At 71.7% G+C, this 20,763-nt stretch carries 25 protein-coding genes; 16 read left to right on the forward strand and 9 right to left on the reverse strand.

From position 1 onward, the window contains the following. Window positions 1-122: 122 nt before the first annotated feature. On the reverse strand, window positions 123-620 hold the full coding sequence (locus FGM06_RS11765) for a metal-dependent hydrolase (RefSeq protein ID WP_144799433.1): 498 nt from the start codon (window positions 618-620) through the stop codon (window positions 123-125). 120 nt (window positions 621-740) lie between these two features. Further along, complete coding sequence (locus FGM06_RS11770) at window positions 741-1,676, reverse strand: sulfide-dependent adenosine diphosphate thiazole synthase (RefSeq protein WP_144799434.1); 936 nt, start codon at window positions 1,674-1,676, stop codon at window positions 741-743. A gap of 138 nt (window positions 1,677-1,814) precedes the next feature. On the opposite strand from FGM06_RS11770, the gene FGM06_RS11775 reads away from it, so the two are divergent. The 7 genes from FGM06_RS11775 to FGM06_RS11805 all read left to right on the forward strand — a co-directional run bounded on the left by FGM06_RS11775 (window position 1,815) and on the right by FGM06_RS11805 (window position 4,111). After that, the gene (locus FGM06_RS11775; protein ID WP_086220860.1) at window positions 1,815-2,081 is read left to right on the forward strand and encodes an eL43 family ribosomal protein; all 267 of its coding nucleotides are present in this window, start codon (window positions 1,815-1,817) and stop codon (window positions 2,079-2,081) included. A gap of 3 nt (window positions 2,082-2,084) precedes the next feature. Next, on the forward strand, window positions 2,085-2,219 hold the full coding sequence (locus FGM06_RS11780) for a DNA-directed RNA polymerase subunit P (protein ID WP_004049526.1): 135 nt from the start codon (window positions 2,085-2,087) through the stop codon (window positions 2,217-2,219). Window positions 2,220-2,239: 20 nt separating this feature from the next. Next, on the forward strand, window positions 2,240-2,491 hold the full coding sequence (locus FGM06_RS11785; RefSeq protein WP_144799435.1) for a KEOPS complex subunit Pcc1: 252 nt from the start codon (window positions 2,240-2,242) through the stop codon (window positions 2,489-2,491). A gap of 167 nt (window positions 2,492-2,658) precedes the next feature. Beyond that, on the forward strand, window positions 2,659-3,045 hold the full coding sequence (locus FGM06_RS11790) for a prefoldin subunit beta (protein WP_144799951.1): 387 nt from the start codon (window positions 2,659-2,661) through the stop codon (window positions 3,043-3,045). A gap of 7 nt (window positions 3,046-3,052) precedes the next feature. Beyond that, window positions 3,053-3,295 (forward strand): DUF3194 domain-containing protein, encoded by a 243-nt coding sequence (locus FGM06_RS11795; RefSeq protein ID WP_123114280.1) that lies wholly within the window; start codon window positions 3,053-3,055, stop codon window positions 3,293-3,295. A 168-nt stretch (window positions 3,296-3,463) separates the two neighbouring features. After that, a complete protein-coding gene (locus FGM06_RS11800; RefSeq protein ID WP_144799436.1) occupies window positions 3,464-3,661 on the forward strand; it encodes an HVO_0649 family zinc finger protein in 198 nt (65 codons plus the stop codon). A gap of 24 nt (window positions 3,662-3,685) precedes the next feature. After that, entirely contained in the window at window positions 3,686-4,111 is a 426-nt protein-coding gene (locus tag FGM06_RS11805; RefSeq protein ID WP_144799437.1) for a universal stress protein, read from the forward strand. Window positions 4,112-4,161: 50 nt separating this feature from the next. On the opposite strand, the gene FGM06_RS11810 is transcribed toward FGM06_RS11805, so the two are convergent. From FGM06_RS11810 to FGM06_RS11825, 4 genes are all read right to left on the reverse strand, one after another. Then, window positions 4,162-4,716, reverse strand: a complete 555-nt coding sequence (locus tag FGM06_RS11810; protein WP_144799438.1) for a GMP synthase subunit A — start codon at window positions 4,714-4,716, stop codon at window positions 4,162-4,164. Window positions 4,717-4,841: 125 nt separating this feature from the next. Then, on the reverse strand, window positions 4,842-6,359 hold the full coding sequence (truD, locus tag FGM06_RS11815; protein ID WP_144799439.1) for a tRNA pseudouridine(13) synthase TruD: 1,518 nt from the start codon (window positions 6,357-6,359) through the stop codon (window positions 4,842-4,844). Further along, entirely contained in the window at window positions 6,360-6,698 is a 339-nt protein-coding gene (pth2, locus tag FGM06_RS11820) for a peptidyl-tRNA hydrolase Pth2 (RefSeq protein WP_144799440.1), read from the reverse strand. 117 nt (window positions 6,699-6,815) lie between these two features. Continuing rightward, window positions 6,816-7,613 carry a bacteriorhodopsin gene (locus FGM06_RS11825; protein WP_144799952.1) on the reverse strand — a complete coding sequence of 266 codons (798 nt, stop codon included), beginning with the start codon at window positions 7,611-7,613 and terminating at the stop codon, window positions 6,816-6,818. 375 nt (window positions 7,614-7,988) lie between these two features. On the opposite strand from FGM06_RS11825, the gene FGM06_RS11830 reads away from it, so the two are divergent. The 4 genes from FGM06_RS11830 to FGM06_RS11845 all read left to right on the forward strand — a co-directional run bounded on the left by FGM06_RS11830 (window position 7,989) and on the right by FGM06_RS11845 (window position 12,856). Continuing rightward, window positions 7,989-8,417 (forward strand): plastocyanin/azurin family copper-binding protein, encoded by a 429-nt coding sequence (locus FGM06_RS11830; RefSeq protein ID WP_144799441.1) that lies wholly within the window; start codon window positions 7,989-7,991, stop codon window positions 8,415-8,417. A gap of 86 nt (window positions 8,418-8,503) precedes the next feature. Next, window positions 8,504-9,346 carry a sulfite exporter TauE/SafE family protein gene (locus FGM06_RS11835; protein ID WP_144799442.1) on the forward strand — a complete coding sequence of 281 codons (843 nt, stop codon included), beginning with the start codon at window positions 8,504-8,506 and terminating at the stop codon, window positions 9,344-9,346. A 2-nt stretch (window positions 9,347-9,348) separates the two neighbouring features. Beyond that, the gene (locus tag FGM06_RS11840; protein ID WP_144799443.1) at window positions 9,349-11,904 is read left to right on the forward strand and encodes a heavy metal translocating P-type ATPase; all 2,556 of its coding nucleotides are present in this window, start codon (window positions 9,349-9,351) and stop codon (window positions 11,902-11,904) included. Between the two features lie 163 nt (window positions 11,905-12,067). Beyond that, window positions 12,068-12,856, forward strand: coding sequence for an aldo/keto reductase (locus FGM06_RS11845; RefSeq protein ID WP_144799953.1), 789 nt, complete (start codon window positions 12,068-12,070; stop codon window positions 12,854-12,856). Window positions 12,857-12,899: 43 nt separating this feature from the next. Here FGM06_RS11845 and FGM06_RS11850 read toward each other — a convergent pair whose 3' ends face one another. Next, complete coding sequence (locus tag FGM06_RS11850; protein ID WP_144799444.1) at window positions 12,900-14,294, reverse strand: PAS domain-containing sensor histidine kinase; 1,395 nt, start codon at window positions 14,292-14,294, stop codon at window positions 12,900-12,902. An 81-nt stretch (window positions 14,295-14,375) separates the two neighbouring features. After that, on the reverse strand, window positions 14,376-16,256 hold the full coding sequence (locus FGM06_RS11855) for a S9 family peptidase (RefSeq protein ID WP_144799445.1): 1,881 nt from the start codon (window positions 16,254-16,256) through the stop codon (window positions 14,376-14,378). 151 nt (window positions 16,257-16,407) lie between these two features. On the opposite strand from FGM06_RS11855, the gene FGM06_RS11860 reads away from it, so the two are divergent. Next, the gene (locus FGM06_RS11860) at window positions 16,408-17,454 is read left to right on the forward strand and encodes a glycosyltransferase (protein ID WP_144799446.1); all 1,047 of its coding nucleotides are present in this window, start codon (window positions 16,408-16,410) and stop codon (window positions 17,452-17,454) included. A 20-nt stretch (window positions 17,455-17,474) separates the two neighbouring features. On the opposite strand, the gene FGM06_RS11865 is transcribed toward FGM06_RS11860, so the two are convergent. Beyond that, window positions 17,475-18,113 (reverse strand): halocyanin domain-containing protein, encoded by a 639-nt coding sequence (locus FGM06_RS11865; protein ID WP_144799447.1) that lies wholly within the window; start codon window positions 18,111-18,113, stop codon window positions 17,475-17,477. 141 nt (window positions 18,114-18,254) lie between these two features. Here FGM06_RS11865 and FGM06_RS11870 point away from each other — a divergent pair, with 141 nt between their 5' ends. The 4 genes from FGM06_RS11870 to FGM06_RS11885 all read left to right on the forward strand — a co-directional run bounded on the left by FGM06_RS11870 (window position 18,255) and on the right by FGM06_RS11885 (window position 20,756). Then, window positions 18,255-18,725 (forward strand): hypothetical protein, encoded by a 471-nt coding sequence (locus tag FGM06_RS11870; RefSeq protein WP_144799448.1) that lies wholly within the window; start codon window positions 18,255-18,257, stop codon window positions 18,723-18,725. Window positions 18,726-18,807: 82 nt separating this feature from the next. Further along, the gene (locus tag FGM06_RS11875) at window positions 18,808-19,137 is read left to right on the forward strand and encodes a hypothetical protein (RefSeq protein ID WP_144799449.1); all 330 of its coding nucleotides are present in this window, start codon (window positions 18,808-18,810) and stop codon (window positions 19,135-19,137) included. A 124-nt stretch (window positions 19,138-19,261) separates the two neighbouring features. Continuing rightward, entirely contained in the window at window positions 19,262-20,200 is a 939-nt protein-coding gene (mch, locus tag FGM06_RS11880) for a methenyltetrahydromethanopterin cyclohydrolase (RefSeq protein ID WP_144799450.1), read from the forward strand. A 13-nt stretch (window positions 20,201-20,213) separates the two neighbouring features. Further along, a complete protein-coding gene (locus tag FGM06_RS11885; protein WP_144799451.1) occupies window positions 20,214-20,756 on the forward strand; it encodes a hypothetical protein in 543 nt (180 codons plus the stop codon). Window positions 20,757-20,763 lie beyond the last annotated feature (7 nt).

The raw sequence follows: 20,763 nt of genomic DNA on the forward strand, positions 1-20,763 counted from the left end.
CCGCCGGCTTCGGCGCACGGCCGCAAAAAGGCACACGGTTGAGTCGGGGGCGAGTGAACGTTCGTGACGTTCCCGGAAGGGCAGTCGAACGACCGGTGACACCCCCGCGTTCGCGGGCGCGCTCAGGGCGTGAGCCCGATCGACAGCGCGAGGGCGGCGACGCCGAGCCCGAGGAACAGCCGGTTCGCGCGCGGATTCGCCGCCGGCGTCAGGTCGAGCGTGACGTGCCACCCCGAGAGCGGGCGGAACGGCCGGATCCCCATCGGCGTGATCGCGTCGCCGGCGACGTGCGAGCAGACCGAGAGGGCCGCGACGCCGCCGACGAAGGCCGGAGTCCACGGCGGGAGGGTGGTCCCGGTCGGCGCGCTCGCAGGGAGCACGACCCCCGCCGCGAGGGCCGCGAGGGCCGCGACCACTCCCGCGGCGACGACGAACGCGACCGTGTGCGTCGGCCCGCGGTGCGCGACCGGCAGCCACTCGTCGGCGTCGGGGAGCGTCGCGAAGGCGACCGCGACCACCGCGCCGAGGGTCGCAAGCCCCGGCTCGCCGGCGACGCGGACCGCCCCCGCGACCGGCGCGTACGCGAGCAGCGCGATGCCGACGTGGCCCCGCCAGTACATGAGCGACGCTCGGGAGATACGGATAATAAAACCGTCGGGGAGGGAGGGTGAGAGCCGTCAGCGGGGTCGCCGTCGCTGGCGTCGCGTTCCGAGCGTCGACCGCGGGGTCCGCGCCGCTCTCTAGTCGTCGGCCGGCGCGGGCGCGTCGCCCGCGGAGAGACGGACGTCGGGGCCGTCGACCTCCAGCTCGTCGAGGGCGGCCTGCGCGGCGCGCTTCCCGGAGACGAGCATCGCGCCGAACGTCGGCCCCATCCGCGGGAGGCCGTGGGCGGTCGCGACCGCCATCCCGGACGCGATCAGCCCGTCGTGGACGACGCCGGTGTGCTCGACGACCTGGTCCTCGCTCTCGCCGACCCACATGGAGTCGTGGCCGGGCGAGTCGTGGCCGGGGGCGCCGTACTCGCCGTCTCCGGTCTGGTCCATCCCGGTGTTGTGCTCCTTCGCGTGCTCGATGCCGGGCGCCGAGAGGACGCCGCGCTCGTCGAGCTTGCTGATCGCGACCGCGTCGTGGCCCGTCGCGTCGATCACGAGGTCGGACTCGACCGCGATCGGGTCGACGCAGGTTATCTCGCGCGGGAGCGCGTGAACGGGCGTCCAGTTCATCACGATCCCGCCGACGCGGTGGTCCTCGCGGACGACGAGGTCGGTGAACTCCGTCATGTTCTGGACGCGCGCGCCGGCGTCGCAGGCGGCCTTGATCAGCCCGGAGCAGGCCTCGGGACCGGCCGCCGTGTAGAGGCCGTCGACGTCCTCGACCGGCTCGTAGTCGACGTCGAGGTCGTCGAGGATCTCCTGGGCGGGGTCCCGGACCGTGACGGTGTTCATCAGGAACCCGCCGAGCCAGAAGCCGCCGCCGAGGTAGTTGTTCTTCTCGACGATCATCACCTTCACGCCGCGTTCCGCGAGCTCCTTGGCCGCCATCAACCCGGACGGACCGCCGCCGAGGATGATGACCTCGGAGTCGGTGAACTCGAGGAACCCGTCGGTCCACTCCTCGCCGATCGCCTTCGTCACGTCGGTCTCGCTCACGTCGCTGAAGCCGTCGAATCCGTGCATACAACTTAGTGATATTACTCAGTTGTCAAAGGCGTTGCGGTCGGCGGCAAGCCCGTCTTGCCGAGGGGCGCCGGCGGCCCCTCGTGACGCCCCCGACTCGTAGCCTTTTTACCCGCGCTGGCGGTAGACGGACTCACTATGGCTGAGGACAAGGCACGAAGCACCGGTAGTGCGGGCCGATTCGGCGCCCGTTACGGCCGGGTCTCCCGCAAGCGGGTCCAGGACATCGAAGAGGAGATGCGCAACGCGACCGTCGACGGCGACGACGTCACGCGCAAGGGCACCGGCATCTGGGTGAACGAGGAGACCGGCGAGACGTTCACGGGCGGGGCGTACCGCCCCGAGACGCCCGGCGGCCGCACCGTCCGCCGCTCCATCCGCGCCGCGCTCGCCGACGAGGAGTAGGTAATGAGCTACAAGTGCTCCCGCTGTAAGCGCGACGTCACCCTCGACGAGTACGGCGGCGTGCGCTGCCCGTACTGCGGCCACCGCGTCCTCCTGAAGGAGCGCGGCGGCGACGTGAAGGAAGTCAACGTCGAGTAACCGTCCGGTCCGATCCGACCGTGACGGCGTCCCGCGCACACGAGACGGTCCTCTCGTTCGCCTACCCCTCCGAGCGGCGCGCACGGGTCGTCGCCGACGCGCTCGCCCCCGAGGTCGGCGAGATCGACGACGCGCGCTCGGCCGCGACCGTCTCCCGCGACGGCGACGCGGTCCGAGTCCGAGTCGCCGCGGACGACCTCGTCGCCCTCCGCGCCGGGGTCAACAGCTGGTCCCGCCTCGTCGAGGTCGCGGAGCGCGTCGGGGATCGGTGAACTCGCGGGGCGATCCGAAGCCAAACTCGACCGCGGGTAACGCCGATCCGGTTCGATCATCCGACGGAATCAATCCGCTCGCGGCTCCTCGCGCCATTTCAGGCCGACAGGCTAGAAGACGGGGGTTTTTCCGTCCGGACCGCCTCGCTTCGCCCATGCAAGGGAACATGCCGCCCGAGGCACAGGAGAAGATCGAGGAGCTTCAGGAACTGCAGGAGACCGCACAGCAGGTCGCCGAGCAGAAGGAGCAGGCGCAGACCGCGCTCAACGAGTCGAAGACGGCGCTCGACGCCCTCGAAGACGTCGACGAGGACGCCGGAATGTACCGCGAGATCGGCGAGGTCCTCGTCGAGACGGACTACGAGTCCGCCTACGACGACCTCGAGAACAAGGTCGACTCGCTCGAGGTCCGCGCCGAGCAGCTCGAGAAGCAGGAAGAGCGCGTCGAAGAGCAGTTCGACGACCTGCAGGGCGAACTCCAGCAGATGCTCCAGGGCGGCGCCGGCGGCGGCGGTCCGATGGGCCCGGGCGGTCCGGGCGCGGGCGGCGCGTAAGCGAGCGATGAGCGACGAGCCGACGGACGACGAAGTGGTCCGCACCGCGGCCGAGGCCGCGGAGGGCGTCGTCTTCGCCCACTACGACCAGTCGGCGGTGACCGACCTCGACGTCACGGTGACGTTCGAGGAGGGCGTACTCGACGTGGACGTCTACCTGAACGCCCCGGAGGACCCCGACCCCGACGCGGTCGCCCGCGAGGCGGCCGAGACCGCCGGCGAGGCGGTCGACGAGCTGTTCGCGGAGTAGGCGGTCGTTTCCTCCCGCTTTTCCACGAGTCCGACGAGCCTGACGACGGGTCCGACCGTCGCGGCGTCGACGCGCGTCCCGGGTCCGAGAGCGACGCACGGGAGCGGCGCGGTCCGCACGGATCCCTCACCGACAGCTATTAATCGATTCCGTGTGTACTGTTACCGCATGTCATCGAGCTACGGCGGCAGGTCGGCGTTCGAGCGACTTCGCGAGCGGCTCGACGAGCGCCCCCACGCCTGCGAGGAGTGCGGGTTCGTCGACGACGAAGGCGGGTGGGAGGCGGTCACGACGGGCGCGACCGTCGAGTACCGACGGGAGTGCCCGAGCTGCGGGACCGAGCACGTCCGGCGGTACCGTCTCTGAGACGGGAGGGGAGGCCCCGCCGCGATGTACGACGAGATCCTCTGTCCGACCGACGGGAGCCCCGGGAGCGACGCGGCCGTCGAACACGCGCGCTACCTCGCCGAGCTGGCCGACGCACGGATCCACGCGCTGTTCGTGGTCGACGAGACGATCGCGGGCGCCGACGGCTGGGACGTGGTCGTCGAGCGCGAGGAGGAGCGCGGCGAGCGCGCGCTCGACGCCGTCGCCACGGTCGGCGCGGAGCGCGGGATCCCGGTCGAGAGACACCTCCGACGCGGGCGCCCGCACGAGGAGATCCTGGACGCCGCGAGCGACTACGAGGCCGACCTGATCGTGATGGGGACCCACGGTCGGACCGGCGTCGGTCGGTTCCTCGCCGCCGGATCGGTCGCCGAGCGGGTCGTGCGACACAGCGAGGCGCCGGTGTTGACCGCGCGGCTGGAGGAGTGAGAGGGCAGTCGGAACTGCGGCGCGGGTGGGGAAGCGCAGCGCGGGTGGCCCTACGACGATTCGCAGATCGAGACGAAGTTCTCGAACACCTCGTCGCCGCGCTCGGTGTGGGCGACCTCCGGGTGCCACTGGACGCCGTACAGGTCCGCCTCGGGGTTCGACATCGCCTCGATGCCGCAGACGTCGGAGGTGGCGGCCCGAGTGAACCCGTCCGGGAGCGACTTCACCTCGTCGGCGTGGGAGGCCCAGACGCGGGTCGACGGCGCGAGCGAGCCGACGAGGGGGTCCTCGTCGTCGACGATCTCCACGTCGACGTCGGCGTAGCCGCCGTAGTCGCCGCCGCCGACCTCGCCGCCCAGCTCGGTCGCGATCAGCTGCATGCCGAGGCAGATCCCGAAGACGGGGACGTCCAGGTCGAGGTAGTCGGGCGCGTTGCCGACGCGGTCCATGTCGGGGCCGCCCGAGAGGACGATCCCGTCGGCCTCGACCTCGTCGGCCGGCTCGTCGGCGTCGACGATCTCGGTGTCGACGCCGATGTCGCGGAGCGCCCGCCGCTCGAGGTGCGTGAACTGGCCGTGGAGGTCGATGACGACGATTCGGGTCATGGCTCCGATTGACGGCTCCGGCACAAAAACGGCTCGGAACGGGGCGCAGTATCGTGGTGGTTTCGACTCTCTCAACGCCTCGGTAATGCACGAACGAGGATCGATCGAGGGATCCACGCCCCCGATCAGAGGTCGAGCGGCTCGCGCTTCGTGAACTCCCGGAGCAACACGGTCGCGTACGAGCCGCTTGGAAGCGCGAACGCGAACCGGGGGTCGCCGTCCGCAACCGACGCGTCGAGGTCGGTGCGTAGGAGTATCGCCCGGCGAGTGCCCGCCGAGTCGAAGTCGCCGGGGAGCGCGAAGTCGCCCGGTTCGATCCCGGCGTCGGTGAGGACCTCGCGCTCGATCTCGCCGGGCTCGCCGTCACCGAGCTCGGTCTCCGTGCCGACGAGCGGGGCCGTGACGAACGCCCGCCCGCGCTCGCAGTGCCGCGAGACGACCGACACGCGGTCGGCGTCGACGCGCTGGAGCCGGTCGGTGTCGGGCGCGTACAGCTCGTCGGGGGCGTCGCCGTCGGCGAAACAGACCACGTCGCCGGCGACGGGGCGGTCGAAGGGGAGCCCGCGGCGGAGCCGCTCGCTCAGGATCCGGTTGAAGAGGAACGACTGCGCGGCGTTGACGAACAGCCGCTGGAGGTTCGACGGCACCGCCTCCAGCGCGTGCCACCAGTCCCCGTCGTCGGGCGGCGCGTCGGGGGCGACGCCGCGGTCGGCGAGCCGGTGGACCATCGAGCGCTCGAATCGGAGCTTGCCCGGGATCGCGTCGAGGCAGGCCCCCCAGTCGCCGTCGCCGGTGCCGTCGGCGGCCGAGCGCTCCGCGTCGTCGACGCCGGCGGCGACGTCCCCGGCGAGGCCCTCCTCGGCGGCGCCGCCGGCGGCGTCGGGGTCCACGCCGAACGCCGCGTCGACGCGGTCGCGCGCGGCCCGGGTGTCGTCCGGCTCCGTCTCGGCGGGGTTGCCCGCGTACAGCCGCACCGCCTCGCGCGGGTCGTTGCGAGCGATCGCGAGCCCGACGACGTGGGTGACCGGCCGCCGGCTGCCGAAGCGCTGCTGGCCGAAGTAGTTCGGGACGCCGACGGTCGCCTCGGCGGGCGCGTCCTCGGTGTCGGATGCGTCGCCCTCGTCGCCCGCGAACGCCCGGAGGTCACGGACTGTCTCGGCGACGCGCTCGGGCGCCTCCGCGACCGCGTCGGCGACCCGGATCTCGAAGGCGTTGCCGGCGAGGTCGCCGAAGGAGAGCCGCCGCCCCGCCCGGCCGAGCGGCTCGATGTCGGCGCCGCGGATCGCGGGGAGGTCGTCCGGGTCGACCTCGCGGAGGGTGAACAGCTGCGTCGTGACCGCGCGCTTGTCCTTCGTGCCGGCCCACGAGACGCGCTCGCGGCTGATCCCGAGCGCGTCGGAGATCCGGCGCGCGAAGTCGTTCGTGTCCCAGTCGCGCAGCGTGACGCGGACGACCAACTCGGGGTAGCTCCCGCGGTCGGCGCCCAGCGGCTCCGGGTCGAACGCCTCCAGCTCGCGGACCCGGAAGTCCTCGGGAGACTCACGGAGCCGGCCGCCGATCCCGTCGGCGTCGCTGACGTAGTAGTCCATGCCGACCGCGCGCTCGGTCGGGTGCGCCTCGCGGAGGGCGTGTTCGGGGGCCATCTAGTACAGCGAGAGGTCGCCGGTCACGCGGTCGACGCTGTCGTCGCGGGCGGGGCCGACCGCGAGCGCGGTGACGGTCCCCGGCTCCAGCTGCGTGTGGCCCGCGTCCCGGACGATGGCGTACGGGAGCCCCTCCTTGTCCGCCTTGTCGGCCAGCTCGAACAGCTGGCTCTCGGAGTCGCCCTTCAGCACGACCTTCTTCTGTCCCTCGCCCTGCCACTTCTTCCGGGCGCGGCGCCCCGCGTCCTGGTACGCCGACAGCGACGCGTGCGCGACCTGCGCGGCGAGCTTCCCCTCGCCCATGCCGATGTCCGTCCGGGCGACGATGGCCTGTTTCATGTCCCGAACCACCGCCGCCGCGGGTTTAGCGCTTTGCTCTCGACCGGACCGGCGGCTGACCGGGCGGACCGAAAGATGCCAGAGGAGAAATTCGAGCCGCGGGGCGGTCGACCGACCTCAGTCGTCGGCGGGCGAGGCGCCGCCAGAGGCGGAGCCGAGGCCCGAGGCCATCTTGGCGACCGTCCGCTCGTTGTCGACGACCCACCGCAGCAGGAGGAACGCGAAGAGGTACTTCGCGACGATGTCCATCCCGCTGTAGGCCCACGAGGTGACGGCGACGTCGAGCACCGCGAACCCCTCGGCGCCGAGCGCCCAGAAGATCGGGTAGCCGAGCCAGAGGACCACGGTGAGCACCTTCAGCGTGTTGAAGATCTCGGCGGTTCCGGCGACCTCGGCGTCCTCCGCCCACTCGGCGAGCAGGATGTAGAGAACGACGGCGAAGAACGCGCAGCTGATGGCGTACCACACCCAGCGCAGCATGTAGGAGGACGTGGTCAGCGCGGCCGCGAGGCCGGTGACGCACATCCCGACGTCGGCCACGACGGCCGTGAACAGCTTCGTCAGATTCGATCCGGCGAGCAGACCGAGCGCGATGAGGATCATCGGTGTCGACAGCGCCCACGTGAGATACCGGCCCCACGGCGTGAGCACCTCCTGGCCGGCCAGCGCGTGTCCGGCCGGCATCTCGAGGAAGCTCACCGTGAGCCCGGAGACGAGCCCGGTGTAGCTGGAGATGGACACCAGCGGCACCATCAGCGTGGCGACGAAGATCAGCTGGGCGCGGGGGTCATCCACGTTCCTCCCCATGTACACGAACAGGAGGATCGAGAGGCCCGCGAGGGCGATGTTTATCCAGAGCGACGCGCTCAGGAGCGCGTCGTCCCGAATCGCCTGGAACGCGTCGGCTTGGGTCATTTGGAGCGGGACCGTTCCGCTTGCGAGTAGGTCGGCCGCGGCTGTTTCGATCATGCGACGTCCGCGGGTAGGCGTCGACCTCAGTAAACGTCCAAACCTGACGAGTAAGGGTTTTCTGACGGATTTCGATCTCAGACCGGATAGTTCGAAATGTTCCGATTCGTAAAATCGATCGTGGACGATCGTTTTCCGCGGATCTCCATCAGCGCCCGACCTTCGGGAGCCAGTCGGGGGGAGGGCGGCCGGCGACGACCGCTGCGACCGCGGCACGGGGAGGAGCGGTCCCGTCCGCGTCATCGCGTGGGCGAGCCCGAGCGATTCCCACGCGGTGGGGCGAACCGCGATATTGAAACGACCGAGGCCCCGAGGTGGGGTATGCAACGGAGACGGTTCCTCCGACGGGTCGGTGCGGCCGGCGTCGGGACCGGAGCGACCGCCGCCCTCGCCGGCTGCGCCGGCGTCGGCGGCGACCCCGGCTACGACGTCGGGATGCTCGCGTCCGCCTACCGCCCCGCGGAGCTGACCGTGTCGGTCGGCGACACCGTCGTCTGGGAGAACACGAGCTCGCGGGCGCACACGGTGACCGCCTACGAGGCGGCGATCCCGGACGCGGCCGACTACTTCGCCTCCGGCGGCTACGACGACGAGGAGACCGCCCGCGAGGCGTGGGCGTCCGACTTCGGCGGCGGGCTGGAGAGCGGCGACCGCTACTCGCACACCTTCGAGGTCGCCGGGCGCTACGACTACGTCTGCATCCCGCACGAGACCGGCGGGATGTACGCGACCGTCTTCGTGGAGGAGTGATGCGCCGGAGCCTTCCCGGCCGATCCGACCCGCGACCGACGAAACCCATTACCGCCCGCGACGCCAAGACGCGGTAACACACGCCCATGGACATCTCGACGCTTCTGGGGACCGACGTCCTGCTGTTCCTCGCCATCGGGCTGCTCGGCGGCGCCCACTGCATCGGCATGTGCGGCCCGCTCGTGACGGTGTACGCCGGCCGGATGCGAGAAGGCGGCGGCCGGACCGACGGCGGCGCGGCGAGCGGCGGGACCGGCGGCGCCGCGTCCGCGGCTTCCGACCGCCGCGGGAGTCACCTCACGACCTACGAGGTCCGCCAGCACGCGCTGTTCAACCTCGGCCGCGCGGCGAGCTACGCGACCATCGGGACGGCGCTCGGCGCGCTCGGCGGTGTCGTTCTCGTTACGACGGCGACGCTGACGGGCGCGGCAGAGGTCGTCCGGGGCGTCGTCGGCCTCGGGGTCGGCGCGGCCGTGATCCTCGTCGGCGTCCGGTACGCGCTCGGCGGCGCGACCGGCGGGGTCCACCTCCCCGGGCTCGAACGGGTCACCGGCTGGCTCACCGGCCACGTCGACCGGCTCGCGAACGGGCCCGGCATCGTCGCGCTTGGCACGGTCCACGGACTCTTACCCTGTCCGATCCTCTACCCGGCGTACCTCTACGCGTTCGCCAGCGGCTCGGCGGTGAGCGGAGGGATCGCGCTCGCGGCGCTCGGGGTCGGCACGATGCCCGCGGTGTTCCTCTACGGCACCGTGATCGAGGGCGTCGACGCGGTCCACCGGCGCCGGATCCACCGGCTGCTCGGCGTCGCGTTCGTCGCGCTCGGCTACGTCCTGTTCGCGCACGGGCTGATGTCGGTCGGGATCCACGTGCCGCACCCGCGGCTCCCGTTCTGGAACCCGCTCGACGCCGGGATGGGGGGGATGTGACGATGGCGGCCGACTGCACCCTCTGTGAGCTCCCGACCGACGGCGTCGACGTGACCGACGACGCGGGCAACGAGTTCTGCTGTCCCGGCTGCCGGGACGTGTACGCGGCCCTCGGCGACGCCGACGTGGACGCCGACGCGGTGCGCGAGCGGCGCCGCGCCGATGAGGGAGACGGGGAGAGCGCGGACGAGGGGTCCCGCACCGACGTCCCCCCCGACCACGAGGCGACGTTCCTCGAGGTCGACGGGATGCACTGCGCGACCTGCGAGGCGTTCATCGAGGCGGTCGCGACCCGGACCGAGGGCGTCAGCGACGCGAGCGCGAGCTACGTGACTGACACCGTCCGGATCGACCACGACCCGGGGTCGGTCTCGACCGACGACCTCTCGGAGGCGGTCAGCGGCCTCGGTTACAGCGCGTACCCCCGCGACGACGCCTTCTCGCGCCGGCAGGCCGACAACATGGCGACGGCGCGGCTCGCGGCCGGCGTCATGGTCGGGATGGCGGTCATGCTGCAGTACATCGTCATCATCTACCCGACGTACTTCGCGTTCCCGTTCTACAACGAGCGCACCCTGGAGTACCTCAACCAGGCGATGTCGTCGACGTCGGGGACGTACTTCTTCATCGTGATCGCGGCCCTGACGACCGTCGTCCTGTTTTTCACCGGCAAGCCGATACTGCGTGGCGCCTACGTCAGCGCGAAGACCAGGTCGCCGAACATGGACCTGCTCGTCGCCATCGCGGCGGTGAGCGCGTACGTCTACAGCACGCTCGCGGTGATCTTCGTCGAGTCGCCGTCGATCTACTACGACGTGACGGTCGCGATAATCGTGATCGTCACCGTCGGGAACGGCTACGAGGACTCGATCAAGAAGCGCGCGACGGAGCTCCTCTCCGATCTCACCGCGGTGCAGGTCGACAGCGCTCGGCGGCTGACCGCCGGCGGCGACGCGCCCGACGCGGCCGCCGCCGAGACCGAGGAGGTCGCCATCGACGCGCTCGAACCCGACGACCGCCTGCTCGTGCGCGCCGGCGAGCGCGTCCCGGTCGACGGCGCGGTCGTCGCCGGCGACGCCGCGGTCGACGAGTCCGTCGTCACCGGCGAGTCGATGCCGGTCCGGAAGACCGCCGGCGACGACGTGGTCGGGGGATCGGTGGTCGCGGACGGCTCGCTGACGGTCGCGGTCGGCCCGGACGCGAGCTCCAGCCTCGACCGCGTCGCGGAGCTCGTCTGGGACCTCCAGAGCGGAAACCACGGCGTCCAGAAGCTCGCCGACCGGCTCGCGACCGTCTTCGTGCCGGTCGTCCTCGCGGTCGCGATCGTCGCCGCCGCCGCGAACCTCGCGCTCGGCAACGGCGTGACGGAGGCGATGCTCGTCGGACTCACGGTGCTCATCGTCTCGTGTCCGTGCGCGCTCGGGCTCGCCACCCCGCTCGCGGTCGCCGCGGGGATCCGCGACGCGCTGGAGCGGTCGATCGTGATCTTCGACGACACCGTCTTCGAGCGGGTGCGCGACGCGGAAACCGTCGTCTTCGACAAGACGGGGACGCTCACCACCGGCGAGATGGAGCTGATCGCGGCCGACGTCGACGACGACTTGCTCCGGCTCGCCGCCGCGTTAGAGGAGCGCTCGGCCCACCCGGTCGGGCGGGCCATCGCCGCGGCGCGGGCGAGCGGGGGGTCTCGGGGCGAACCGGACGCGTCGCCCGCCACCGCCGCGGTCGCCGACGGCGGGACTGCCGAGTCGACGGCGGCCGCCGACGAGCCCGCGGGCGCGGGCGGCGGCGACGCCGGAAACGCGACGGACGCGCTCGCGGTCGCCGACTTCGAGAGCCACGCCCGCGGCGTCTCCGGGACGGTCGACGGGACCGACGTCGTCGTCGGCCACCCCGCACTGTTCGACGAGCGCGGCTGGACCGTCCCCGACGAGATCCGGCGGGCGGTCACCGAGGCGCGCGACGTGGGTCGCGTCCCCGTCGCGGTGGGGCGCGACGGCGCCGCCGAGGGCGTCGTCGTGGTCGGCGACGAGCTGCGCGAGGGGTGGGAAGAGACGGTGACCGCGCTCGACGACTCGGGCGTCGACGTGGTCGTGCTGACGGGCGACGACGAGCGCGCGGCGACCGTCTTCGAGGAGCACGAGGCGGTCGCCTCGGTGTTCGCGGGCGTCCCGCCGGAGGGGAAGGCCGAGACGATCGAGCGCCTGAAGGCGAGCGGGCTCACGGTGATGGTCGGCGACGGGACCAACGACGCGCCCGCGCTCGCCGCGGCTGACCTCGGGATCGCGCTCGGCGGCGGCACGGCGATGGCGGCCGACGCCGCCGACGTGGCGATCGTCGACGACGACCTCGGCTCGGTCGCGACCGTCTTCGAGCTCTCGCGGGCGGCCGGCCGGCGCGTGAAGGGGAACATCGGCTGGGCGTTCCTGTACAACGCGGTCGCCATCCCGCTCGCGGTGACCGGCCTCCTCAACCCGCTTTTCGCCGCGGTCGCGATGGGTACCTCGAGCCTGCTCGTCGTGACGAACTCCTCGCGGGCGCTGCTGGACGACGACTGACCGGGAACGAACTCCGGTTTGGTCGCGGCGGGCGCGGCCGGGACCCCCGTCCCCGCGCTCCCCCGCCCGGCCCGCCGCGACCGCAACCGACTTTCCCCTCACGCGACTACCCACTACCATGTCACAGCGACAGCAGTCCTTCGACGTCTCGACCCGCGACGGGATGCCCGTCCTCGGGCTCGGCACGTGGGAGAACGACGAGCCCGCTCAGTGTACGGAATCGGTGACGACGGCGCTGGAGACCGGTTACCGCCACATCGACACGGCCCAGATCTACGGCAACGAGGCCGCCGTCGGCGACGGGATCGCCGCGGCCGACGTCGACCGCGACGACGTCTTCCTCGCGACGAAGGTGTGGATCGACCAGCTCGCGCCCGAGGACGTGGTCGCGTCCACCCGCGAGAGCTTAGAGAAGCTCGGCACCGACTACGTCGACCTGCTGTACGTCCACTGGCCGGCGGGCGCGTACGACCCCGCGGAGACGCTGCCCGCGTTCGCGGAGCTCCGCGACGACGGCCTGATCGACCGGATCGGCGTCTCGAACTTCGAGCCGCACCACCTCGACGCCGCGACCGACGCCCTCGGCGAGGCGCCGTTCGCGAACCAGGTGGAGATGCACCCTCTGCTCCGGCAGGAGGAGCTCCGGGAGTACGCCGACGCCAACGGCGTCGAGCTCGTCGCCTACTCCCCGCTCGCCCGCGGGAACGTGCTCGACGACCCGGCGATCACCCACATCGCCGAGAAGCACGGCGTCAGCGCCGCGCAGGTGAGCCTCGCGTGGCTCCGCGAGAAGGGCGTCACCGCCATCCCGAAGGCGACGGGCGAGGACCACATCGCCGACAACTGGGCGAGCCTCGGGCTCGACCTGGACGACGAGGACGTCGAGGAGATCGACACGCTCGGCCGGACCGACCGCCAGCTGAACCCGGACTTCGGTCCAGACTGGGAGTAGCGTTCGCTTCGAGCGCGACGGGGCGCCGCGTCTCGTCGCCCCGTCAGTCGACGACCCGAGTGAGAGTGATCGCGATCTCGTTTCCGCGGTCGGGGCCGGACTCCACCGCGACGCTGCCGTTCGAGAGCTCCACGCTCCAGTAGACGAGCCAGAACCCCAGCCCGCTGCTGTGGTACACGTCGGTCATGCCGTGGTCGCCCGTGAGCACGTCGGCCTCGACGGCCGGGATCGGCGGGTGGTCGTCCCGGACGACGACCTCCGCGCCGGCCTGCGTCCGGCGGAGGGAAACGCTCACCGTCGGATCGACGCCGTCGGCGTGTCGGACCGCGTTCCCCAACAGTTCGGTCACCGCGGCCCGGAGCTCCGGACGCCCCTCGACCGCGACCGGCTCCGGCGTCTCGACCTCGATCGAGGCGTCCGGATACCGGTCCCGGACGGTCTCGACGCAGTCGGCGACCGCCTCGCGGAGCTCGACCCGCTCGCACTCCTGTTTCCCGGTGATGAGGTCGATGATGTCGCGTTCCTTCTCGGCGGTCTCGAGGAGCTGCTCGCCGACACGACGGATCACGGCGGTGTGCTCGGTCGACTCCGGCACCGACGACTCGAGGAGCTCCGCCGTGCCGAGGATGACGTTGAGGTCGTTCCGGAGGTTGTGCCGGAGGAGATTGTCCATCACGACCAGCTGGCGCTCGCGCCGCCGCCGGTCGGTGACGTCCTTGGTGAACCCCGTGATGCGGACGACCTCGCCGTCGTCTTCGATCGGTTCCGCCTGCACCCAGACCCACCGGTTGTAGTTCTCTTCGGGGTTCACCCGGTACTCCATGTCGACCGACGCCCCGGCGGCGATCCGTTCCATCGCCGCTTCGACCGCCGGGACGTCGTCCGGGTGGATCGCGTCGAGAAACCGCTGCGGATCCTCCTCGAGCTCCTCGATCGACCCGCCGTATATCTCCTCGTACGAGGGGTTCACGAACAGCACCTCCGTCCAGTCGGCGTCGAACATCCACAACACGTCGCCCGAGACGGCCGCGATCTCCCGGAGGTGCGAGGCCGTCTCCGCGTGGTCTCGCTCGGCCCGCACCCGGTCGGTGACGTCGCGGGAGCTGACGACGTACCCGTCGAGCGCGTCGTCGGTGAGGTTCGACATGCGGCTCTCCAGCCAGACCCACGAGCCGTCCGCGGTCCGGTGCCGGTACTCGACCGTCTCCTCGGCGAACCCGTCACTCGTTATCGTTCTGTCGAAGGCGCCGCGGGCCGCCTCCCGGTCCTCCGGGTGGACGTACTCGAAGGCGTTCCCGCCGACGAGCTCCTCGGGGGAGAATCCGAGGATCCGTTCCGCGGCCCCGTTGACGTAGGTGAATCGCCCCGCCTCGTCCAGCAGGGCGATCTTGTCCTGCGCCTGGTCGAGCAGGAGGCCGAGCGGCTCGGACCCGTTCATTTCTTCGTGGTCTTTCGCGCGGGAACATAACGGTCACGGCGGTGCGCGCGTCCCGTTTCGCGTCCGACTACGGGAGCCGCCTCAGACGTGCTCCGAGAGGAAGTCGACGACCTCGCGGTACGCCTCGATGCGGTTCTCCAGCTTCGAGAAGCCGTGCCCCTCGTCGTCGAAGATCAGCTTGCGGACCGGGACGCCCTGCTCGCGCGCCTCCTCGACGATCTGCTCGGCCTCGCCCACGGGGACTCGCGGGTCGTTCGCGCCGTGGAGGACGAACAGCGGGGACTCGATCCGCTCGATGTTGTTGATCGGCGAGATAGACTCTAAGAACTCCCGGTCCTCGTCGAGCGAGCCGTACTCGGCCTCGCGGAGCTCGCGGCGCCAGTCGCCGGTGTTCTCCAGGAAGGTGACGAAGTTCGCGATGCCGACGACGTCGACGCCGGCGGCCCACAGATCGGGATACTCGGTGAGCGCGGCGAGCACCATGAAGCCGCCGTAGGAGCCGCCCATGGCGACGACGCGATCGGGGTCGACCTCGGGGTGGTCGTGGAGCCACTCGACGCCGGCCTCGACGTCGGCCACCGAGTCCATCCGCTTCTCCACGTCGTCGAGCGCGGCGTACGCCTTGCCGTACCCCGAGGAGCCGCGGACGTTCGGCTCGAAGACGGCGTAGCCGTTGTTCAGCAGGTACTGCTTCACCGAGGCGAACGAGGGACGACGCTGCGACTCGGGGCCGCCGTGGATATCGACGACGACGGGGTAGCCGCCCTCGGGCGGCTCCGTCTCCGGCACGGAGAAGAACGCGGGGATCTCTCGGCCGTCGAAGGTGGGGTAGTGGACGAGCTCGGGCTCGACGAACGTGTCCGGCGGGATCCCGGCGGTCGAGGCCGCGGTCCAGCGCTCCGTCTCGCCGGTCGTCGCGTCGACGACGTAGGCGTTCGCGTTATGGGTGCTCCCGGTCGCGGTGACCGCGAAGCGGTTCCCGTCCGGCCCGAAGCTCACGCCGCCGGCGACGCCCCTCGGGAGGTCCGGGGCCGGGAAGGGATCGATCCGGTCGGGCTCGACGAGCTCGCCGACCGCGAGCTCAGTGTAGCCGTCGACGTTCTCGGAGTAGACGACGCGCCGGGATTCCTCGTGGACCGCCACGCCGTCGACGTTCCAGCCGTCGTCGCCGCCGGGCTTCTCGGGGGCGTCGTTCGACTCGTCGCTCGCCTCGCCGTCGCCCGCCGCGCGCCCGCCGGCCCCGTCCGCGACCACCGAGAACTCCCCGGTCGCGAGGTCGAGCCGCTCTAAGCGGAGCGTGTCGCTGTCGCGGTCGGTGACGAGGTAGAGGCCCTCGCCGTCCGGCCCCCACTCCGGGCTGCCGTACCGGACGTCGCCCTCGTGGGGGGTGTGGTGGGTCAGGTCGCCGCTCGCGACGTCGAGCGTGTACAGGTCGTGGTCGAACGAGGAGTGTGCCTCGTGAACGATCAGCCGGTCGTCGCTCGGCGACCAGCCCGCGACGGAGAGCCAGCCGTCTCCCTCGTACACCAGCTCGGCGTCGTCGCCGGTCGCGTCGCGCTCTTGGACGTACACGTCGAACACGGACTCGTCGCGACGGTTCGAGGCGAACGCGAAGCGGTCGCCCTCGGAGTCCCAGCCGCCCCAGCGGTGCTTCGCCTCGGGGCGCTCGGTGAGGTCGACGATCTCGCCGGACTCGTAGTTGAGCCGGTACAGCTGCGCGCGCTCGTTACCCCCCTCGTCCATCCCGAAGACGGCCTCGGCGCGCTCGGGCGAGGAGTCGACGAACGAGACCGACTCCTCGAAGAACGTGTGTTGCTCGGGCCATCCCAGCGGCTCGCCGAGCGACCACACCTGTCCGGTGCCGGTCGTGTTCAGCAGGAAGGAGAGCCGACCGTCGGGACCCAGGTCCGCCCCGCCGGCGCTGCGCACGTTGAGGTACCGCTCGATGTCGTACCGGTGCATAGGGTCCGGTTCCGGCCGCGGTGGGAAACAGTTTCGGGTGGCGGGGGAACGGTTCCGGACCGCCTCGGTCCCCGATCCCGGCGCGGCGAGCCCCCGCCGCCCCCGCCGCGATGCCGTGTCTTTTTACCCGGGCCCGCCGTCCGGTCGGCGTATGCGCGTCGCGTTCGTCTCGCTTCTCGCCCCGGGTCACGGCGACACGCCGGCCCGGGAGCGGACGCGACGGGTCGCCCGCGGGCTCGCCGCCCGCGGCCACGAGGTCGTCTGGCTCTGCGCGCGCTGGTGGGGCGGCGACCACGACGTCTTCGAGGAGGAGGGGATCGAGTACCGGTCGGTGACGGCGGACCCGTCGCCGACGGCGTTCGCCGCGCGGCTCCCGCTCGCGCTCCGCCGGGTCGATCCCGACGTCGTCCACGCGGTCAACAGCCCGCCGACGCCGGGGCTCGGCGCGACGGTCGCCGGGACGCTGACGCGGACGCCGGTCGTCGTCGACTGGTGGCGGGACCACCCCGCGGACGCCGCCCGCCGCTACCGGATCCTCGCCCGGAGCGCCGATAGGGTGACGACCCCCTCGCGGACGACGAAGACGCGGGTCCGCGAGCACGGCGCCGACGGCGCCGACGTGCGGGTCGTCCCGGAGAGCGTCGACTTCGACCTCGTCGAGTCGGCCGGCGTCGACGACCGGTTCGACGCGGTGTACGCGCGACGGTTGGACCGCCACGCCAACGTCGAGACGTTCCTGCTCGGGCTCGCGGAGCTCCGCGGGCGCGACTGGACCGCCGCCGTCGTCGGCGACGGCCCCGAGCGCGAGCGGATCGAGGCGACAGCGAGCGACCTCCGGATCGACGACCGGGTGTCGTTCCTCGGCGACCTCCCGCGCCGCGAGCGCGTCGAGCTATTTAAGGGAACCCACGTCGTCGCCGCGACGGCGACCTGGGAGACGTTCGCGACGGAGCTGTTGTGGGCGCTCGCGTGCGGCTGCGTCGCCCTCGTCGAGTACCAGGCGGACTCCAGCGCCCACGAGCTGGTGGAAGGCCGCGAGCGCGGCCGCCTCGTCACGAGCCCGGCCGAGCTCGCGGACGAGTTCGTCGCAGTCGGCGACCTCGAGCGCAAGCCGATCGAGCGCGACTTCGCGAGCTACGACCACGGTGCGGTGTTAGACCGGTACGTCGAGGCGTACCGGGGGCTCCTCGGCGAGTGAGAAAAAACGCCGAACGCCGACTACTCCTCGTCGCCGGTGATCGTCCCGCCGTACTTCATGAAGACGAACGCCAGCCCGAGCGTGCTCACCATCGCGATGAACGTCGCGACGCCGAGCGCGCGGGCGCCCTGCGGGACGAAGACGGCGTTCGAGCCGCCGCCGCCGCCGGTCGACTCGGTCTCGACGTCCCCGCCGACGGCGAGCCCCCCGTGCATGCCCACGGAGGTGTGGGGGACGCAGTGGTAGTGAGTGATGCCGGCGTCCTCCTCGGTCACCTCGTACTCGTAGGTCGCCCCCTCCTCGCCGACCGGGTCGCCGCTGTCGAGGCTCGCCGGGCCGCCGCCCTCGACGGTCTGGACGTTGTGGGCGCCGCCGCTTCCGGTCCACTCCCAAGTGATCGTGGTGCCGGTGTCGACCCACAGCAGGGTCGGGTCGAAGGCGAGCCCGCTGTCGCCCGCGCCGACCTGGACGGTCACCTCGCTCTCGCCGCGGGCGTCCTGGTACGACCCGACGTTCCCGCTGCTGGCCCCGCTCGGCCAGACCGGCTGTTCCTCCTGTGCCGCCGCGGTCCCCGCCGTCGCCGTCGCCGCCCCGGCGGCAGCGGTCGCGCCGCCCGCGGTCCGCATGAACGCGCGCCGGGAGACGTCGTCCGAGCTCATACCACCCGGTTCGTGACGGGTTGTAGTGAATATGTTGATCCGGGCGCGAGCGGCGTCGGCGTCTCGCCCGGCGGCGAGGGCCGGCGGCGAGGACCGACGTGTCGCCGACGGGCGTATAAAAACGGCGCCCGTAACTCCCGCATGAGCTACCCGGTCACCTACTACTGCCCGCACTGCGGGACCCTCGTCGAGCTGGAGCGCGACGGCTACCTCGCGGACAAGGCGGTGACGCCGTACCCCCTCGAGGGCTGGACGTACGTCGCCCCCGCGGAGTCGTTCGAGGACGAAGACGACGTCGACGGCGTGAGGTTCGTCTGCGGCGAGAGCGACGGCGTCGTCTGGGACCCGCGCGACGGGGTGCGCGGGACCGACGTCGGCGGGGACCGCGACGGCGACGGTGACGGCGGCGGGGAGGTCGACGGCGACGACCCCGGCTGCGGCGAGCCGTTCTACCTCTCGTTCGTCCGATACGACGAGGGGCGCGAGGTCGACCCGCGCGCCGAGAGCGAGTTGGTCGAGATCGACCCCGACCCGCGGCCGAGCGGTCCGCGAGGACCGAGCGGACCGAGCGGGATCGGGGACGCCGGCGACTCCGACGGCGGCTTCTGGTAGCGCGACGCCGCGATCCGGTCCTCGACATCAGTCTGTCATTATCGACCGTACAATTATCCCCGTGAGGCGTTACGGGTCAGGCATGCCGGACACCAAATCGGGGCGCGACAAGCAGGCCCGCGACGAGGAGCGTCGACGGATCGAGCGCGACATCTCCGAGGCCCGCGAGCGCGGCGACGAGGCGGAACCGTCGGAGAACGGTCCGCCGACGTGCTACCGACGCGGCTGCGACGAACCCGCCGCGTTCGAGGTCACCGAGCGGTATCAGGAGGACACCGGAACGGGCGCCGTCGAGGCGACCGCCCTCCTCTGCGTGGACCACACGGTCGCGGAGGGCCCGGCCAATCTCGACAGCGCGTACGAGGGGTACGTCTTCCGCGTCGAACCGGTCTCGACCGGGGACGGGGACTGATCTGCGTAGTCGACGACGACCGATCTGCGTAGTCGACGGCAACTGACCGATGCGGAGGGCGGCGTCGCCCGATGAGCGACGCCAACAGACAAACCCCTTAACCGGGGAGCGAAACGTATCGAGTATGGAAAGCATCAACCGGACCGCGATCGAGCTCGTCGACGAGGCGCTCGACTTCGCCGGCGAGCTCGACGTCGTCGGCTACGAGCTGGAGAACGGCGCCACGGTCGTCGACTTCGGGATCGACGCCGCCGGCGGCGTCGAGGCGGGGCTGCTGCTCGCCGAGATCCAGACCGCCGGCCTCGCGAACCTCCGCACCCGAATGGGCGAGGTCGCCGGCGCGCCCCGCCAGTACGTGGAGCTGTCGACGGACCACCCCGCGATCGCCCTGCTCTGCTCGCAGAAGGCCGGCTGGGAGCTCGGCTTCGAGTCCGGCTACGAGGGGCTCGGCTCCGGCCCCGCCCGCGCGCTCGTCGGGCAGGAGGCGGAGTTCGAGCGCGTCGGCTACTACGACTCCTCGGAGTTCGCCACGCTCGCGGTGGAGTCGACCGAGCTCCCGACGGAGGAGGTCGCCGAGCACGTCGCCGACCTCGCCGAGGTCGACGCCGAGGGCGTCTTCCTCCCGGCGTACGCGACCGGCTCGACCGCCGGCTCCGTCGCCACCGCGGCCCGCGCCGCGGAGCTCGCCGTCTTCCGCCTGCTGGAGCTCGGCTACGAGCCGACCGACGTGCTCCACGCCTCGGGGTCCGCGCCGATGGCCCCCGTGACCCGCGACGAGGACCTCGCGATGGGGCGGACGAACGACGCCCTCGCGTACGGCGGCGAGGTCCACCTCCAGGTCGCTCGCGACGACGACCGCTTCGACCAGATCGTCTCGACCGCCCGCGAGGAGTACGGCACCCCCTTCGTCGAGGTGTTCGAGGAGGCGGACTGGGACTTCTACGAGGTCGACGAGCGCGTCTTCGCGCCCGCGAAAGTCACCGTCGACGTCGTCGACGGTCCCGTCTACGCCGTCGGCGAGACGGACGAGGAGCTGCTCGCCGAGTCGTTCGACTACCGCTGACCCGGTCGGTTCGATGCGACTCAAGCCCGTCCCCGATCCCCCGGCCGCCGTCAACGACCTCCGCGAGCTTCAGCGGGCGGTGCCGCTCGTTCCCGGGAGCACCGACGACTGTTGCGCTCGCCTCCGCGACCGCTGTGACCTCCCCGACCGTCAGACCGCGAACGACTGGCTCGCGTTCCTCCGCGCGCTCGGACTCGTCCGGGAGACGCCGCGCGGCTTCGTGCGCGCCGACGCGGAGCCGACGCCCGAACTGGTCCGCGAGAGGCTCCGCGAGGGCGTCCTGCTCGTTCCGGAGACGCTCGCGGCGCTCCGGAAGGTGACGCCCGAAGACCCGCTTACACCCGACGCGCTGTTCGAGGCGACCCGCGAGTCGGTCCCGCGGCACGACCGCGCCCGCGACCCGGAGTGGGAGGCGACGTGGCGCGACCGCGCGGCCCGGCTGCTGGCGTGGCTCGCCCTCGTCGACCTCGCGGAGCGCGTCGACGGGGACGGAACCGGTGGGACCGAGGCGTCGCCCGCCTACGTCGCCGGCGACGCGGCCGAGATCGGCACCTGAGCGCGTC

This window comes from Halorubrum depositum, assembly GCF_007671725.1.
Classification (GTDB): domain Archaea; phylum Halobacteriota; class Halobacteria; order Halobacteriales; family Haloferacaceae; genus Halorubrum; species Halorubrum depositum.

Coding starts and splice junctions, on each gene's coding strand:
- FGM06_RS11790 (WP_144799951.1), top strand. CDS start 2,659: ATGCCGCCCGAGGCACAGGAGAAGATCGAGGAGCTTCAGGAACTGCAG.
- FGM06_RS11775 (WP_086220860.1), top strand. CDS start 1,815: ATGGCTGAGGACAAGGCACGAAGCACCGGTAGTGCGGGCCGATTCGGC.
- FGM06_RS11800 (WP_144799436.1), top strand. CDS start 3,464: ATGTCATCGAGCTACGGCGGCAGGTCGGCGTTCGAGCGACTTCGCGAG.
- FGM06_RS11850 (WP_144799444.1), bottom strand. CDS start 14,294: ATGAACGGGTCCGAGCCGCTCGGCCTCCTGCTCGACCAGGCGCAGGAC.
- FGM06_RS11870 (WP_144799448.1), top strand. CDS start 18,255: ATGAGCTACCCGGTCACCTACTACTGCCCGCACTGCGGGACCCTCGTC.
- FGM06_RS11805 (WP_144799437.1), top strand. CDS start 3,686: ATGTACGACGAGATCCTCTGTCCGACCGACGGGAGCCCCGGGAGCGAC.
- truD (WP_144799439.1), bottom strand. CDS start 6,359: ATGGCCCCCGAACACGCCCTCCGCGAGGCGCACCCGACCGAGCGCGCG.
- FGM06_RS11845 (WP_144799953.1), top strand. CDS start 12,068: ATGCCCGTCCTCGGGCTCGGCACGTGGGAGAACGACGAGCCCGCTCAG.
- FGM06_RS11875 (WP_144799449.1), top strand. CDS start 18,808: ATGCCGGACACCAAATCGGGGCGCGACAAGCAGGCCCGCGACGAGGAG.
- FGM06_RS11795 (WP_123114280.1), top strand. CDS start 3,053: ATGAGCGACGAGCCGACGGACGACGAAGTGGTCCGCACCGCGGCCGAG.
- pth2 (WP_144799440.1), bottom strand. CDS start 6,698: ATGAAACAGGCCATCGTCGCCCGGACGGACATCGGCATGGGCGAGGGG.
- FGM06_RS11865 (WP_144799447.1), bottom strand. CDS start 18,113: ATGAGCTCGGACGACGTCTCCCGGCGCGCGTTCATGCGGACCGCGGGC.
- FGM06_RS11860 (WP_144799446.1), top strand. CDS start 16,408: ATGCGCGTCGCGTTCGTCTCGCTTCTCGCCCCGGGTCACGGCGACACG.
- FGM06_RS11855 (WP_144799445.1), bottom strand. CDS start 16,256: ATGCACCGGTACGACATCGAGCGGTACCTCAACGTGCGCAGCGCCGGC.
- FGM06_RS11825 (WP_144799952.1), bottom strand. CDS start 7,613: ATGACCCAAGCCGACGCGTTCCAGGCGATTCGGGACGACGCGCTCCTG.
- mch (WP_144799450.1), top strand. CDS start 19,262: ATGGAAAGCATCAACCGGACCGCGATCGAGCTCGTCGACGAGGCGCTC.
- FGM06_RS11835 (WP_144799442.1), top strand. CDS start 8,504: ATGGACATCTCGACGCTTCTGGGGACCGACGTCCTGCTGTTCCTCGCC.
- FGM06_RS11765 (WP_144799433.1), bottom strand. CDS start 620: ATGTACTGGCGGGGCCACGTCGGCATCGCGCTGCTCGCGTACGCGCCG.
- FGM06_RS11770 (WP_144799434.1), bottom strand. CDS start 1,676: ATGCACGGATTCGACGGCTTCAGCGACGTGAGCGAGACCGACGTGACG.
- FGM06_RS11810 (WP_144799438.1), bottom strand. CDS start 4,716: ATGACCCGAATCGTCGTCATCGACCTCCACGGCCAGTTCACGCACCTC.
- FGM06_RS11885 (WP_144799451.1), top strand. CDS start 20,214: ATGCGACTCAAGCCCGTCCCCGATCCCCCGGCCGCCGTCAACGACCTC.
- FGM06_RS11780 (WP_004049526.1), top strand. CDS start 2,085: ATGAGCTACAAGTGCTCCCGCTGTAAGCGCGACGTCACCCTCGACGAG.
- FGM06_RS11830 (WP_144799441.1), top strand. CDS start 7,989: ATGCAACGGAGACGGTTCCTCCGACGGGTCGGTGCGGCCGGCGTCGGG.
- FGM06_RS11840 (WP_144799443.1), top strand. CDS start 9,349: ATGGCGGCCGACTGCACCCTCTGTGAGCTCCCGACCGACGGCGTCGAC.